The sequence below is a fragment of the Nitrospiraceae bacterium genome, assembly GCA_035623075.1.
GTDB lineage: Bacteria > Nitrospirota > Nitrospiria > Nitrospirales > Nitrospiraceae > DASPUC01.
Genome location: DASPUC010000005.1, coordinates 48,024 through 64,016 on the forward strand (window position 1 = coordinate 48,024; position 15,993 = coordinate 64,016).

10 protein-coding genes are annotated in these 15,993 nt (G+C 54.7%); 6 read left to right on the forward strand and 4 right to left on the reverse strand.

Annotated features, from left to right (window positions below; genetic code table 11):
- The first annotated feature begins 77 nt into the window (after positions 1–77).
- The 6 genes from VEI50_01450 to VEI50_01475 all read left to right on the forward strand — a co-directional run bounded on the left by VEI50_01450 (position 78) and on the right by VEI50_01475 (position 10,795).
- The gene (locus tag VEI50_01450; GenBank protein ID HXX73777.1) at positions 78–974 is read left to right on the forward strand and encodes a nuclear transport factor 2 family protein; all 897 of its coding nucleotides are present in this window, start codon (positions 78–80) and stop codon (positions 972–974) included.
- Positions 975–1,062: 88 nt separating this feature from the next.
- Positions 1,063–2,067: a hypothetical protein gene (locus VEI50_01455; protein HXX73778.1), complete on the forward strand. Its 1,005-nt coding sequence runs from the start codon at positions 1,063–1,065 to the stop codon at positions 2,065–2,067.
- Positions 2,068–2,402: 335 nt separating this feature from the next.
- On the forward strand, positions 2,403–6,593 hold the full coding sequence (locus tag VEI50_01460; protein ID HXX73779.1) for a PilZ domain-containing protein: 4,191 nt from the start codon (positions 2,403–2,405) through the stop codon (positions 6,591–6,593).
- A gap of 121 nt (positions 6,594–6,714) precedes the next feature.
- Positions 6,715–7,995, forward strand: coding sequence for an ATP-binding protein (locus tag VEI50_01465; protein HXX73780.1), 1,281 nt, complete (start codon positions 6,715–6,717; stop codon positions 7,993–7,995).
- Positions 7,996–7,997: 2 nt separating this feature from the next.
- Entirely contained in the window at positions 7,998–9,440 is a 1,443-nt protein-coding gene (locus tag VEI50_01470) for a sigma-54 dependent transcriptional regulator (protein HXX73781.1), read from the forward strand.
- Between the two features lie 203 nt (positions 9,441–9,643).
- On the forward strand, positions 9,644–10,795 hold the full coding sequence (locus VEI50_01475; GenBank protein HXX73782.1) for an HD domain-containing phosphohydrolase: 1,152 nt from the start codon (positions 9,644–9,646) through the stop codon (positions 10,793–10,795).
- 6 nt (positions 10,796–10,801) lie between these two features.
- On the opposite strand, the gene recN is transcribed toward VEI50_01475, so the two are convergent.
- Genes recN through lptD form a run of 4 tightly spaced genes read right to left on the reverse strand, consistent with a single transcriptional unit; the run spans position 10,802 to position 15,992 of the window.
- Positions 10,802–12,487, reverse strand: a complete 1,686-nt coding sequence (gene recN / locus VEI50_01480; protein HXX73783.1) for a DNA repair protein RecN — start codon at positions 12,485–12,487, stop codon at positions 10,802–10,804.
- A 21-nt stretch (positions 12,488–12,508) separates the two neighbouring features.
- Positions 12,509–12,952: a thioredoxin gene (gene trxA / locus VEI50_01485; GenBank protein ID HXX73784.1), complete on the reverse strand. Its 444-nt coding sequence runs from the start codon at positions 12,950–12,952 to the stop codon at positions 12,509–12,511.
- Positions 12,940–13,494: a hypothetical protein gene (locus VEI50_01490; protein ID HXX73785.1), complete on the reverse strand. Its 555-nt coding sequence runs from the start codon at positions 13,492–13,494 to the stop codon at positions 12,940–12,942. Before VEI50_01490 ends, trxA begins: the two co-directional genes overlap by 13 nt.
- Before the next feature lie 38 nt (positions 13,495–13,532).
- Positions 13,533–15,992 (reverse strand): LPS assembly protein LptD, encoded by a 2,460-nt coding sequence (lptD, locus tag VEI50_01495; protein ID HXX73786.1) that lies wholly within the window; start codon positions 15,990–15,992, stop codon positions 13,533–13,535.
- Between the last annotated feature and the right edge of the window lies 1 nt (position 15,993).

The window sequence follows — 15,993 nt, forward strand, 5'->3', positions numbered from 1 at the left end:
CATAGGCCATGTAGCCTGAGCTTCCAACCAGCCATTCTCCACACCCTTCAGGATTTGGGCTAAAGGAAAGCGGTGCCATGTTTGTCGCGAGTCGTCTCATCCTGGGTGCGCTCCTCTGCACAGGCAGTGGGGCCGTCGCCATGACGGTACAGGCAGCAGACATCCAGACTCCCGAGGACACAATTCGAGCTCTGGTCCGTGCGAACGCAGAAAAGGACATGCCGGCCCTTTCTCGCCTCATGGCGCATGACGCCGATATCATCAGTTATTCGGTTGGCGGACGGAAATACATAGGATGGCCGGACCTCGAACGGGACATGCAGGAAGAGTTCGACTCCGCTACCAAGCTGGACATTCCGATCACCGAACTCAAGGTTTGGACCAAAGGGGACATCGCCTGGTTCACGATGGAGGTGAACTATATCCGCACCGTCACCCGAGGCGCCGAACAACAGCGTGCCACGTTGCCACTCAGGGAAACCGGCGTGTTGGAACGCCGCGACGGGCGATGGGTGCTCTTATCCTGGCACGAATCGTTTCAAAACTCGGGAGCCGCAGTTCCTCTCGCGGGTTCTGCACGGACGACCGCTGTTCCCGCGCGGACCTCATTAACTCATCAAGAGACAACTCCGGATCTAAGCAGTGAGTGGGATATTCTCGAAGTCGAGGACAACAAAACTTACAAAGCCACGTTGGATAGGTCCGGCAACGGTCCCTATACTCAGCAAGGCGGGCGATTCGTCACCACCAAATTTGACGATGGCCTGTGGCAAGGAACGTGGCATCAAAGCGGAAACGATCGAGAAGGCGGATTCGAAATCCTCTTGTCTGAGGACGGTCTCAGCGCGAAAGGAGTTTGGTGGTATTCACGTGTCGGTGACAAGAACAACATCCCTCCTCGCCAATGGGGAGGGACCTATGTGTGGAAGAGGATCGTGAAACCGGGGACAGCGACCGAATCATCGTTTCGCTGACGGCTGTAGCTTCTACGCTGGCACATCGAATGCAACCGTGCTGCTCATCGAATATCCGTGCAATGCTGTCTCACATGTGGGAGGTCCAATGGCACAGCTTTTCTATGTAATTATAGTAGGCTTTCTTCTGTCCGTCGTGACCCCCGTCTTCGCTGACGGCGGCCATCAGCATCACGCGGTTCCCACATTGAACGGCCAGACCACGACGAAGGTCACCATCGCTGAGAATATCGTGACCCTCACGTTCGGACCAGTCGATCTCCCGTCCGCGCACGACGGGGACCTCGCTGCGTCCATGCCGAAGCATGTATTCCAGCTTCCTAAGGACATGTATATGGTGGGCTACAAATCAGCCGTGTTTACCAAAGACGGCACAACGCTGCCGAGAAACTACCTGCACCACATTCTCATGTTGAATAACGATAAACCCAGTGTCTCATGCCCCGGAGAGCCACTCTTCTTCAGCGGGGCCGGACTTGAGATGACCGAAGCGCGCTTTCCCGATGGGTATGGCGTCAAGCTGGCGAAGGGCCAAAACTTAATGTCCGTCGTGGCGTTTTATCACAAAGCCCCGCGCACCAAGGATGTCATGGCCAGCTTCACCATGTACATGGCACCGGAGGGAAAGCCGATTAAGGAAATGGACGTCTATCAGGTCGGAGTGAACGTCGTGTGCTACAGCAAATTTGCTCAGCGCGGCCCCGATCAAACCGATGAAGGCATTGAAATTAAGAACGGGGTCCAGGTGCATAGTGCTCCTCTGAAGTTCTTAATGGATGGCTGTGTCAAATTTGCTTATCCGCATGGACACGATGAGTTGTTGCTGATCGCGTTGGAAAACAAGACGAGGAAGCAGACACTTCTCCGGACTGTACCAGACGTCGCGAGTGATGGAGCCTTTCTCGAATTTCAACCTCATCAAGTGTATAAGGACGCCAGAGGGTTTTCAGTCACCACAGCAGACGACTATGAAATGGTGATGGTCCACCATCATCCATTGCAAAAAGAAGAACTGCAGCATGGAATGGGAAATTATCTTCTCTATATGACTCCGGGAATCTGTTCCGGTACCGATACCGCACTCGCCAAGTAAGATGACATGATACCTATATCGCTCGCCGTTGACATTGCCTGCAAGAGCATCGTCCTATAGCTTCCTCCCGCTCCGTCTCAGTGGGTCAGCGCGTTCATTTTTGTCCGCGAACCCGCTTTCACCCTACCAAAGTAGGAGCCTGTTTTTCCGCTCGTAGACTGGGTTTCCCGCTTCCCCCTATGTTATTCACATGCTCATACTCGCAGCCGATTCTGAACTGTTCGGACAAGGAATAGAGGCAGTTGCTCTGTTCCTGCATCCGATCGAAGCGACCGTGTTTTCATCGCTCTGGGATTATCTTGCTCTGATGTCCCAGAGGCACCAGGGATGTCGTAATGCCGCAGAGTCAGTCCCCCACGGTTTTGGTCGCCAGCCCCAGAGCGGAAGAAATCAAACTCATCACCATCAGCCTTCGCGGATTCTTTCCGAGCTGTCGAATAGAAATCGTCTATGCCCCTGAGGAAGCTATGGTATGGGCGCCCATGCAGGATTGGGACGTGATCCTGATCGACGACGAATGGGTACCACCCGGCGGTCGGTCGTCTGTGATCGACGCATTGAAACAGCACGCTCCGTACGCCACCATCCTTGTCGAAAGTGATCACGCCGATTCGGCCTCAGCCCTTCAGGCTCTCCAGGCGGGAGCCGACTTTTACTTGTACCGAAAATCCCCCGGTTTCCTTGCCGAGTTGATGTTCTATATACGAGAGGCGATTGATCGACGCGAGATGCGTGTCACGCTCGAGCGGACACAGGAACGTCGTCTGCGTCTGCTCGAACTACTCACCGACATCCTATACGAACTGGACCCGGAAGGCCGCTTTCTCTCGATCGGTCCCGGCATCACGCCCCTATTGGGATATCCCGTTGAGGAACTGATCGGCCAGTCCTATACAATCCTCCTTCCATCGGACCAGCACGCGCTTGCTCACCATCGATTTAACGAACGCCGAGCAGGCATACGCGCAACCAAACGGACCGAACTGCTGCTCCGGCCCAAGCCGGGCCAGAAAGAGACGACTAATCGCCTGTTCGCAGAGGTCACGGCCAAAGGGCTTTATGACACCCGTCGCCGGTTTTTGGGAACGATCGGGTTGATTCGTGATCTTTCCTCGCGGAAAGAATACGAAAACACGATCCAACAGTTTCAACAGCGCGTGCGGCACTCTGACCAACTACACACACTCGTTCACCACATCACAGAATTCTCACGCAATCTCCAAGCGCCGCTCACCGCCGTCCTTGATGATTCTCGCCATCTTCTAGACGCGCTTCGTGGTTTGCGGTTTGAGGAGCGCATCGACTCCCTGACCGGTCATGCGACAACTGCAATGGCACTCGCTCAACAAGTCACTGAGACCCTGCGCGAGTCTGTCCTCCTCCCTGGCGCAGGCACCGTGAATGAACTCCTCGACGAAGTAATCGGCACGATTAGTCTTGCAGAGAACGGGGTGGCTGCGATTGTGACTCAATTCTCCCGGCCACTTCCGCCTTACGAGAATGACCGGGACACATCTTTGGCGCTCTTTCGCCTCCTGATCCGGTATGCCCAGGCCTATCTACGCACGGTCGGCCGGATTCCTAGACTGACCGTCATCACACATGGTGTCGGCGTTCCATCGTTGATCTCGGAAACTCCGGCGCTCTTCCCCCTCTCGCCACCGACCGAGGTAGAAGTAGAAATCCGTGAGTCTGATCGCGGACAAGAAGCCACCGTTACACTTGAGCAGATTGAATCCGTTGATCTTCTCACTGCTTATCAACTCGTCCGAGATTTGAGCGGCACCTTGGATTTTGCTGCACCGGTTCACGGTCCGCTTCGTATTGTCGTTCGTCTTCCTGTTTCTCCTCGGGTAAGACAGGAACCTTCTTCACCCAAACCACCAGCCTCAGTACCACCTGCTGCCGCGCCGATCATCACTCAGGGCCTCCCAACGGGAGAGCGTCCTGCTGTTCAGCCTACGGCGCTAGAGCGTCGACGCAGTGTTCGCATTTCGACGACCCTCCCCGCTCATGTGACCCTCGGCTCGGCCACATGGGTTGGTACTGTGATGAACCTGAGCACGGGCGGGGCGTGCCTCATCCTTCCGCCAGATATGCCGTCGTTGGACATACAAACTGTCATCGTCGCTCTGAAAACTGAGGTCGGCATTCTTGAACTTGGTGGAAACGCTTACTGGCGAACCGCAGCATCCGCCCCCCGAGAGCACCATGTACCCTCGTCCCATCTTGTTCTGGTATTTTCTGCTCCTCCGCCACAAGAAGCCTCTGTCCTCGCTTCTCTGGTCGAGGCCGCACGTGAACGTTCGCTCGCGTTTATCCTGGAAGCTCAGCTTTCGGCCACCCCCCGCTCACAGCCGCTTGAGACCACCATTGTACCGAGTGCTGGTGGTGAAACCGATCGACGGGAGGCCGTCCGTCTGAAATTCTCCCTCCCAGCGCATCTCGATGTTACCGATCAATTTGGATCCAGCAGACGACTGTCGGCTCTTGTCACCGATATGAGTCGAACCGGTGTTTGTCTCGAAATCCACGCTCCGCCAGGTCCGCTGTCTGGCTCAGTCACTTTGCATTTTGTCGAGGCGCACATTTCCACCATCCCGCCTGCAGACGGACCAACGGCGCCGGATGCAGTGATTCCAGCCCGCATCGTTTGGACGACCGGAATATCACCTGTCCACCGGACCGTCCCTGCCACGATGCTCGAACCAGCCTTTCGCCTTGGCCTCTGCTTTCACGCTCTGACTCCGTATGCCGAACGGGAAATCAATCGTGTGCTGTACCGCCGGTTGACGTCCGACGAAGGAACAGGCGATACCCTTCTCCGTCGTACACCGGTCATCAGCATCCCCAGAGAATGCCGGAACCAGCGCGGGCAAACCATTGCGATTACAGACGATCATCTCCGCCATCCGCTCACGTCGAACCTTCCTGTAGTCATCATCGCGCCAGGCTATGGCCAGACCGCTGCAGACTATGCAGCCCTGGGACACTTTCTCGCCCATCATCGCATCCGTGTCCTACGGTATGACCACACCAATCATCTGGGTCTGAGCGAAGGCGAACTGCAGCATACGTCGCTCCGAAGCATGCAAGCAGACCTCACCAAGGTGATTGAGTTCGTCCATCACACGTGGGCCGGGGTACCCATTGCAATTATCGCCAGTGACATCGCAGCCCGGGTTGCACTCAAAGCCGCGGGACAGTCCTCATCCATCGCACTCATTGTGTTGGTTAATCCGACCGTCGACCTTCAAGTGATGTTCCAGACCACTCACGCGCATGATCTCCTGACTGATTACCGCTTTGGGTTCCGTCGCGGCATCACGAATCTCATAAGTCTGAACGTCAACCTTGATCACTTTGTTGGTGATGCTATCGCAGGCAATTTCACTGATCTTGCGTCGACTTTGGACGATCTTCGTCTGGCTCGAGTCCCTCTTGCAGTAGTCACGACGCCCATCAGTCCTCTGAGTCCCCTTCCCCCATCCGACCTTCCACATACGTTCATAACCGCGCTTGGAACACGAAACCGTGTAACCAGCGTGCCCGCGGTGCTAACTGAATCGTGCCTGTCGTTCGGATCCCCAGCTGTTGCAGCATTTCGGCAGATCCTGGACCAGATCGCTTCCGCCATGACACTTCCAGAAAACCCGGTCGAGCTTCAGGAACAAGCTGAGCGGTCGCTCAACCGTCAACGCCGGATCGAGATGGAACGAACATGCCTGCGCCATGGTGTGTCAGGTGTGACTCGAGAAGCGCTATGGCTAGCTTATCTGCAACAGCTTCCTCATCTGGCCAACCTTCATGAACATTGGAAACTGATGGATGATCTGTATCGATCTCTGGGACCACTTGACCCATCTACGGTTATCGTGGACATCGACGGCAGCAACACCGACTTGGTCCGAGTCATGTTGGTTAACCAAACCTATCGAGCCCGGTATCGTGAAAGGACTCAGGAACCGCCGCCGAAACTAGTAGAACTAGGACGTACTCGTGGCTCCCTCCTGCTCGCTCGTCGGACCTTTCAAGCGCTTTTTCATGAACTGGACCGCACTTGGGATGGTGGGCTACGAGCGTACCCCCCGCTGACCACTGCAACCATTCAGACCGAGTGGACCTCCGCCCTTCCATTCCAAGACGGTACGCTCCAACGCATCGTCTGCAATCTCGCACTTCCATTTGTTCCTTCTCCTCTCGCTTTCTTACGGGAACTTTATCGAGTTCTTCATCCGCAAGGACGGCTTGTGCTCACAGCGTTCCACCCTGAGACAGACTTGAGCACCTTTTACCGCCACCATCTTCGGAGCGTGCACCAGGACGAATTTGGGACCGAAGGTCAGATCGTCCTGCATTACCTAGGCCGGCTCCGAGAAGCAATTCGCCACGGCCTCTTACATACGTTTGACCGTATAACTCTGTCTCACTTGCTGCAGCAGTCAGGGATTGCAGCCCCCCGTATTTCGTCGGTTTTTAACGGTCAGGCTTTGCTCGCGATCGTTGAAAAGGGGGAATTCCTCTAGCTGAAAGAATCCTCGAGGTGTATACTCCTCCCCTGGCACACTCCCCTTTCAAGTGAGCGGCTTTCGGCTAACGGCACAGGACCTGGAGCCACACGTCGGTAGCCCGATGCGCATCCGCCCTATGACAGCACGACGACCCAACATCGATCGTTCTCCGGTTCCGGTTTCCTTGAATATCCTCGAGTTACTCACTCGGTTTTCCTCCGATCTTGGGGCAATGACAGACCTTCGTGCCTTGAGCGATCGGATTCTGCAGACACTTTGCACCGCGGGATCCAGCTCGCATGGTGCTCTGTTCGTTTTAGATCGTGAACGGGACCGGTATCGGCGGATGAGCACGATTGGCCCCGTAGCCAATTCGGCATTTCCCACGAGCCTGCCAGCCGATCATCCCTTGCCCCATCATTTGACTCAAATTCGCCGAATCTTCATCCAAAAAGATATTCCTACGAAGCGTCGTTACAGCGATTCCAACTCGACGATTCGACCAATGATGGAATCGTTTCAAGCCGCCTGCGCCATTCCACACTTCAACAAAGGCCGCCTCATTGCCTATTCGATCCTGGGGAAAAGTCATATGTCCGACATGGTCGACAAGGAATCCCAGCTTGTGCTCACCTCCCTCGCCCAGATTGCGGCAAATGCGCTGGACAACATCATGCTCTATGAAGACCTCCACCGCTCCCAAACCTTGATGAAACGAACAGACCGCCTGAAGTCTCTCGAGACCATTGCCGGCGGGTTCGCCCACGAAATCCGCAACCCCTTAACTTCTATCAAAACGTTTATCCAGCTGGCCCCTGAACGAAAGGATGATGCTGATTTTATTAGGGAATTCAGCAAAGTGGTGATTGACGATGTGTACAGGATTGAGCGGTTGATCCAAGAAATCCTGGACTATGCCCGATATATGGAACCGAAGTTGACGGATGAGGACATCAATGAGATCGTTTCCTCCTGCCTGTACTTCGTCGACGTAAAGGCCGAACGGCTGGGGATAAAGATTGAAAAAGAGTTGGCGTCTGACTTACCTCGTGTCATGCTGGACCGTCAGCAAGTCAAGCAAGTTCTGTTAAACCTGCTCCTGAACGCCATGGATGCTATGGGTGAGCGGGGAGGGCGGTTGCATGTTCGGACACACAAGCTTATGAAACCAGGAGGAAAGATCTGGGCTCAGATCGAGATAGAGGACACGGGCCACGGTATCCCGGAAGGCACGCTTGAACATATCTTTGATCCGTTTTTTACCACAAAACATGAAAGTGGTGAGCACGAGGGCACAGGACTGGGTTTGACGATCGTTCATCAAATTATTCAGGAACACCGGGGCGAAATTCAGGTCAAGAGTACGGTCGACGTAGGCACTACCTTTTTCGTCAACCTTCCCGCCTTGCCGGCCTAACCATGAAACACGACGTCGACCCCACCATAAAGAAACGCGTACTCCTCATCGACGATGAACCTCGTATCAGGGCTTCACTCAAAATGGTCTTAGAGCCGACGTATGAGGTGTTCCAGGCAGGCGATGCACAGGAAGGTCTCGAAGTGTTCCGTAAGGAGGCACCTCATTTGGTTCTCCTTGACGTTATCCTACCGGGAACGGATGGTCTTGCAATCCTGCAAACACTGCGGACCGAGGATCGCTCGACGCCCGTCATCATGCTGACGGGAACGAAGTCTGTGAAGACTGCCGTTGACGCGATGAAGCTTGGCGCCGCTGACTATCTCTCCAAGCCATTCGAGGTCGAGGAGCTTCGGATTGTCGTTGACAAGGCACTCAATTCCCAAGAACTGGAACGGGAGGTCAAGCAACTTCGTGCGCAGGTCGTCCAGCGATACGCGTTCCACAACCTGATCGGTAAAAGTCCTGCCATGCAGGACATCTATGGCAAGATTGAGCAAGTTGCAGACAGCCGAACCACGGTTCTCATCACAGGCGATAGCGGAACAGGGAAAGAATTAGTCGCCAAGGCACTCCACTACAACAGTTCACGGCGCGACCGTCCATTCGTGGCGTTGAATTGTGCCGCTCTTCCGGAAACGCTCATCGAGTCGGAGTTATTCGGCCACGAGAAGGGCTCCTTTACGGACGCAACGGCCCGCCGCGTCGGCCAGTTTGAGCTTGCAAACAACGGGACGCTGTTTCTTGATGAGATCGGCGACCTCAGCCCTATGACGCAGGCAAAGTTGTTGCGCGTGTTGCAGGAACGAGAATTTACGAGAATTGGCGGCGTCCAAGCCATTAAAGTTGACGTGCGTATCATCGCCGCGACCAACAAGAACATTGAGGAACTGGTCAGGAAAAATCAATTCCGGGAAGACTTGTATTACCGGATCAACGTCATTTCCCTCTACCTACCGCCCTTGCGCGAGCGTGGCGAGGACATTCCCCTCCTGGCCAAGCACTTTCTCGCTAAACGCGTCGAAGAAGACGGTCGCCCTCACCAAGAGTTTACCAAGGAGGCCATGGAGCTCTTGAGTCGCTATCCCTGGCCAGGCAATGTGAGAGAAATGGAGAACATCATCGAACAGGCGTTTATTTGGTCAAAAGGATCTGCCTCCGTCACACCAGAACACCTTCCGAATATTCTCCGAAATGATACCCGCTCGTCTTCTCTCCGCGACGACACGCTTGCGGGGCGACTTTCCCTCGAAAAAGCCGTGATGGAGTTCGAGCGCGAGATTATCTTGGACGCTCTTAAACGAACCAACTATGTACAGACCCATGCTGCCAACCTCTTGGGAATTAGCCGCCGGATGCTAAAATACCGAATGGACACACTCGGCATTGGCCGACCCGACAACGAAGTCAGCGGCGAACCCCAGCCTCCGCCAGTGCAGGAATAACACAGCCTCTTGAGAGGATTGAGCTTTTTTTGCACGAAGCTGGTACAGAACTGCTCGAATAGTACGTAGAGCTTCGTCTGTGGAAACTACATATAGTTGCTTTACAGACAAACCCTACCCCAGCTTGATGTCGGATACATAAGTCACTGAATCGGAATAGGAATTGCTTGACAGAATACGTAATTGGGGGTAGAGGACACTACATGAACATTGCCTCCACGCAAGGCACAGAGAAGACGAAGCCGACCGTCCTGGTGATTGACGATGAGGCCGGGCCACGTGATGCCCTTAAAGTTATCCTGCGCCCTTTCTTCAATATTCAAGCCGCAGAATCGGCCAAGGCCGCCATCGACCTACTTAACTCGCACCAGATAGACCTCATCACCCTCGACCAGAAACTCCCCGACCGACAGGGTTTGGATCTCTTACAAGACATCAAGCATACCCACGCAGACGTCGAAGTCATCATTATCACGGGTTACGGCAGCTTAAAATCAGCGATGGAAGGCATCCGGCACGGTGCAGCCGGGTACCTCCTCAAACCGTTCAACGTGACGGAACTTATCACCCTCGTCAACCAGACCTTAGAAAAAAAGCAGCGCCTTGATTTCCTGCGAAACTTCTTGAATACCAAACCTACCCTCTGGGGATCTGAGCAAGAGAGCGCTAAAGCGTGGAAAGAATTGATGGCGGGCTACTATCGTATTGGGAGTAAGAGATCTGCCGACCCGGGAAGCACGGGCGAGACGTCGGATGTCCTTCCGATGCTTTCAGATTTGCTGGAAGCCAAGGATCGCCAACTGCTCAACCACTGTAGCCGCGTGAGCTTCTACGCAACGCTGTTGGCCAACCGGATGAATCTCACCATGGCGGAGCAAAAGTCACTCGCTCTCGGGGCCTTTCTTCATGACATCGGGAAAATCGTATCAGAATCGTACCGGTTCGCCGACGACGAAATATCCCCAGCCGGAGAGACCACAAGCAATCACCAGCATCCGGAACTCGGCGCTCGCATGATTCTTCCCCTTGGCCTTCCTGCCGAAGTGGGACAGATCGTGTCCTACCACCACGAGCGATGGGATGGGTCTGGTTACCCGCATGGTCTACAAGGTGACGGTATCCCGGTGTTGGCTCGTATCGTGTGTCTCGCACAAGCCTTTGACCATCTTACGGCAGAACTTCCCGGGCGCACTTCCATGACCGTCGACCGTGCTTGTCACAACATGGTTCAGCATGCCGGAACGTTCTTTGATCCGATGCTCACCGAACTCTTCACACGTGTGGTCGATGAATGCAAGGCTTCTCTCCCCGCGATGGCCATTGCGACCACCCCAACAACCGAACCGGACGCGTAACCTCCATTATCGTCTGGGCTTTGTTTCGGACAGAAGCTCAGCTGCCGTAGCTCGAACCTTTTGTGTGACAGTCTCGCCCCCCAACATCCGAGCGATCTCAGATTCTCGCCCAATGCCGCTAAGATTCCTTACGGACACTGTTGTCCGCTTGCGATTCTGCTCTTTTTCCACCACGAGATGGTGATCAGCCTGGGATGCCACTTGAGGAAGATGCGTGATGCAGAACACCTGGTGAAATGCGCCCAATCTTCTCAGTCTGGTTCCCAACGCCGCAGCGACGGAACCACCAACACCAGAATCGATCTCGTCGAAAACCAAGACCGGCACCTGGTCCATCTCCGCCAAGATCGTTTTGAGGGCCAGCATGACTCTTGAGAGTTCCCCCCCGGAAGCCACACGAGCCAGGGGTTTCAGAGGCTCCCCTCGATTCGTTGAGATGAGAAACTCGACGCCATCGCGCCCATTCGGTCCCGCCGACTCGAGGGACTCTGCACTCGTCACAACGATGTCGAAGATTGCATGGTCCATCTTCAAAATGGCCAGTTCATCCTTCACGAGCGTTTTCATTCGTTTGGCAGCCTCGGCTCTTTTCTTGGAAAGCTGCAGTGCTAGCTCCCACAGGGATTGTCGGGCCCCTTCCAATTTCGCGGTCAGCCCTGAGAGGGTCTCATCGTGCGTCGCAATGGCCTCCAATTCTCCCTTCACACGTTCACCGAATTCTACGACCGTTGCGATCGACCCTCCGTACTTCTTTTTTAACCGATGGATTAGATCGAGACGATCCTCCAACAGCGTTTGGCGGCTCGGGTCGGATTCCAGATTTTTCATGTAGTCACGAAGCCGCCCGGCGAGATCCTTGAGCTGGATCATCGCCTCGGTCGCCGTCTGTTGGCAATCCTGCATCGCCACATCAGTATGGACCAGATCAGACAGAGCCCGACCGACTCTGGTCAAGTGACTGAGGGCACTTTGCTCATCACCTTGCAGCCCCTCATATGCGGTCTGCGCCAACTCCCCTAATCGACGGGCGTGCACTAGTCGTTGACGCTCAGTCTCCAAAAGTTCGTCCTCCCCTGGTTGCAATCCCGCTTGATCAATCTCGTGATATTGGAACTGAAGTAACTCGGCACGGTGGGCACGATCGGTTGCTTCCACCTGAAAAGCTGCGACCTGAGTCTTCAAATCGTTCCATATCCGAAAGGCCTGTTGGTAGCGCCCATGGAGGTCCAGCGTTCGCCCAAAGGCATCCAACGCGTCAAGCTGGGCACCATGGCTCAACAATGATTGTTGTTCGTGCTGGCCGAGAATATCAACGAGGGTTCCTCCGAGATCTTCCAGCGTGCGAAGGGGACACAAGCTTCCGTTCACGAAGATGCGGTGACGACCGGAACGGGAGAGGATGCGACGAAGAATCAGCTCCGTACCATTCGCTCCAACAAGTTCTTTTGCCCGCAACTGGTCAAGCAGCGGGTGTGACGAAGATAACTGAAAGGCTGCCTCGAGAAATGCTTCTTCTTCACCCGAGCGGATTTGATCGGCCGAGGCTCGACCGCCAACCAACAAACCGATCGCATCGATGAGAAGAGACTTCCCGGCTCCGGTCTCGCCGGTCAGAACCGTATAGCCGGGCTGGAACTGAAGATTGAGTTGCTCGATCAGCGCGAAGTTGGCGATGCGCAACTCAGCAAGCATTGCGACGGATCATGACGCCCCTTACGCGGAACCGGCATGTTGCGCAAGCAGCGAATCGATGATTTCCTTGAATTGCCGTTTCGGCCTTGCCCCGACGAGCTTTTCCACGACTTGGCCGTTTCTGAAAAAGAGTATCGTCGGAATACTCATCACCTGGTATCGTCCAGCGATTTCAGGATTCTCATCGGTATTCAGTTTGCGGACTTTCACCTTCCCAGCATACTCCTTGGCTAATTCATCGATGATCGGGGCCACCATTTGACAGGGGCCGCACCACACAGCCCAGAAATCCACCAACACCAGTTCGGGAGCCTTCATGACCTCGGCATCCCAGGTTGTATCCTCGACCTTGATTGCGTCACCAGCCACGTTCCACTCCTCCTTCGAAAAAATTTCGTCGTCTAAAAGGGTGCTGCATCGTATCCTAGCCATCTCCGGAGAGTCAAATGAGGTCACCACCTCCATTCTGGAGGGACTCCAAACCACCAGCTCTCGGCGTGAGCTTTTCTCCAGGCCGTCTGCTGCGTCCACAGCCGTTTCACGAGCGCATCATCAAGCCGACTCGCCATCGCCGCGGTGAGATCCGCTTGTTTCTGCGCAGCGGACTGAATCACTTCCTTCGCGATTCTGGCCAAGACATCCGGTGGGTCAACAAGATCTTCAGGGCGACTGGAGACAAGATTTAAATAAAGGTGCTCCACCTGCACCCATTGGTCTGTCCTGGCCAGGAACTCTACATATGATTCAAGCGCCTGGTAGACATAGGTCAGATAGACATACCGTTCCACCGACGGATGCTCGACAACATCACGCTGGCAGGCCTCAATCGCTCGCCGGAAGTCTCCTGCAGCCAAAAATACTTTCGCGCGCTGAAGGTTCCCCCCTCCCACGTCCTCTCTTATCGAAACATCTGCCGAACTAACCTCCGAGGCGCACCCTATTAACAGGCAAAAGACGAAGACCTGGCCGACCGCAGCACCGGTCCTCCATCGCGAGCATCGTGACATCGCTCTATAGCACCTACCCTCGCTCGATTCAAACCGACTCATCGGCCGACTACCCCACTTTGCGGCGGAATGCTCGACAACGGAAATCCGTACGGTCCTCCCGGAGCGGCCCATGGCAATCCTTTCTCACCGATCAGCAAGGGGCTTAGAATGCTTCTCAACACATTCGTCCCGAAGTTTTCCGTCCATCCGATTCCCGTCAGGTTCAGCATAAAGTTATACTGCTGCCGATCCGGAAACTGGAGATAGTAGATCCCCAGCGACCAACACTTACACGGGTTTTGATACAGCCCCACGATGTCCAGTTCGGGAACGGTTCCGGTCTGGATGTTGTAATACGCCTTGGCTCCTATCGTCCAACCCCATGGGGTTCGAAACGCTCCGCCAGTCGTGAGAAACTCGACTTCACCGGTCGGGGCAAACACTTGGTTGAATGAAATCGGATTCCACAGGTCACCCCGTTGCACACGATTGCCACCATTCGTAAATCGTTGCCCGACTTCCAAATACCAATCATTCGACTGTTGGACGCGCAGATCGGTGTTCCACTGAGTGAACGATCCAGTGTAGGGACTCAAAAATCCGTCGAGGACGAGATATTGATTGATGGGAGGCCGTTGCCCCGGAGCTGGCCCACCTCCCCGAGTAAGCGCCGTGCCCGCTAGCTGGGCTTGAGTATACTGAGGAGACGTATTCCCGATGACAGCCCGCATCCAGAGATCGGACAATTTTTTCCCATCGACTGACACAGTCGCCGGCTGCAACGGTTGAGTTATGGTACCCACAAGAGGCTGAACGCCTGGCGTAAAGTTTGTCGCCTGCGTTTGAATCCCTCCCACGTGATAACTCTGCGCTAGAGTTAGATCTAGCCAGTTGAAACTGCTACCACCGTCCTGCTCCAAGACACGATTCCGGAGCGAATAGGTCAACAGATTTTTCTTGGGAAGGTTATCTACCTGGTCAATCTGCGTGATCTGCGATTGATCGGTTGGCGGCACATATTCGTAGATCACGCTCGGCTCGATTGTATGGAGAAAGGATCCTCCCTCGCTCGCGCCGAATTGGCGACTCAATTTCGAAGCGGCATCCAGCGCCGCCCAAAAGGTCTCACGATGCTGACTCTGCACAGTGTCAACTCCCCTCGTATAGTACACCTCACGAAATTTTACTTGAGGCGTTAGGCCAACCATGTGACCGAAATCAATCACGTCGGTCGACAATCCCGGCACGAGGTCAAGACGATTCTGCTGAAACCCCTCGGTCCGGTAGAAGTTTACAGCGCTTGTCTCACCGCCGAATAGCAAAGGAGAGTTCAATAGTGACAGATAGGGCAAGGAGTATCCGATTTCCGGCAGCCGTTGAAAGGTATCGACCCCTCCCTGCTCGAGAGGTTGTAGGTAGTTGCTCCAGAGATACAGATTCCCTGTGGTGAACCGTTGATTGGCTAAGAGGTTCGATTCCAAACTGGGAAGCGCCCGTTGAACACCCGAATTGCTCAACTGCTGGAGGACGTTTGGGTCTGTCACGAAATTGGCCTGCAATCGCAACAACAAGTCCGGATTAAATTGTTGAGTATGACTCCCGGTAATCACTGCTCTGGTCTGAGTCGCTCCTCCACCTTGCTGATCCACGCCTGACACGTTCGGCAGTTGCGTCTGCTGGAGTAAATTCACATACCATTGTCCTTTCGACTGCCGATCCAACATGTAACGATACGACGCCTCACTCCCATACCCGAGCTTGGAGTAATAGTAGGGTGCGAGGGTCAAGTCTTGGCTAGGATTAATCGCCCAGTAATAGCTACCTTGTGCGTTAAACCCAAACCGATTGTCATATAGTATTTGAGGAATCAAGAAACCGCTGCGTCGATTCGAAAGCGGGTAGGTCATAGTAGGGATCGGAACGAGAGGAACGTCCATTACACAGAGCCACGTCCCTGTAAAGGCCACATGATCTCCAGCCTCCAGATCAAGGTCCTTGAATTGGAACCTCCAGGCCGGCACCTCTCCCTGCTGCGCGTCGCAGTTGGTGAACGTCCCTTCTTTCACTCGATAGTGGTCTTCGGAAAAGCGCTGGAGTAGACGTCCCGTGACAAATGAATTCGATGCCGGGACGTGGAGTTGACCATTCGTCACAACACCCGCTTCGGTGTTTACATTCAGTTCAAGGCGGTCGGTGACGAGGTCCGCCTTAGGGTCTGTGAGGTGGACATGGCCCGTCGCAATCAGCACGCCGGGAAGGGCTTGAATGATGATGTGATCAGCCGTCAGATGAAGCGTGCCTTGATCGACAACGACAGTGCCGTCGGCCTCATAGACTTCTTGGTTCTGCAAATAATCGATGCGCTCTGCGCGAACGTCCAGCGGCAACGGCCCAGATGAGGGGGGAGACCCTACAGCAACCTGCGTGCGCTCCGCCAATCCCGGAGCTGGAATAAGCAATCCCGCGATCACCAGGCCCAGAAGATAGCCCCGCATCCGAACGAGGACACCGGCCATC

Bases quoted from the DNA above. Each gene is read 5' to 3' on its own strand.
- VEI50_01490 (HXX73785.1), bottom strand. From the start codon at position 13,494: ATGTCACGATGCTCGCGATGGAGGACCGGTGCTGCGGTCGGCCAGGTC.
- VEI50_01450 (HXX73777.1), top strand. From the start codon at position 78: ATGTTTGTCGCGAGTCGTCTCATCCTGGGTGCGCTCCTCTGCACAGGC.
- VEI50_01455 (HXX73778.1), top strand. From the start codon at position 1,063: ATGGCACAGCTTTTCTATGTAATTATAGTAGGCTTTCTTCTGTCCGTC.
- recN (HXX73783.1), bottom strand. From the start codon at position 12,487: ATGCTTGCTGAGTTGCGCATCGCCAACTTCGCGCTGATCGAGCAACTC.
- VEI50_01475 (HXX73782.1), top strand. From the start codon at position 9,644: ATGAACATTGCCTCCACGCAAGGCACAGAGAAGACGAAGCCGACCGTC.
- VEI50_01470 (HXX73781.1), top strand. From the start codon at position 7,998: ATGAAACACGACGTCGACCCCACCATAAAGAAACGCGTACTCCTCATC.
- trxA (HXX73784.1), bottom strand. From the start codon at position 12,952: ATGGAGGTGGTGACCTCATTTGACTCTCCGGAGATGGCTAGGATACGA.
- VEI50_01460 (HXX73779.1), top strand. From the start codon at position 2,403: ATGCCGCAGAGTCAGTCCCCCACGGTTTTGGTCGCCAGCCCCAGAGCG.
- VEI50_01465 (HXX73780.1), top strand. From the start codon at position 6,715: ATGACAGCACGACGACCCAACATCGATCGTTCTCCGGTTCCGGTTTCC.
- lptD (HXX73786.1), bottom strand. From the start codon at position 15,992: ATGGCCGGTGTCCTCGTTCGGATGCGGGGCTATCTTCTGGGCCTGGTG.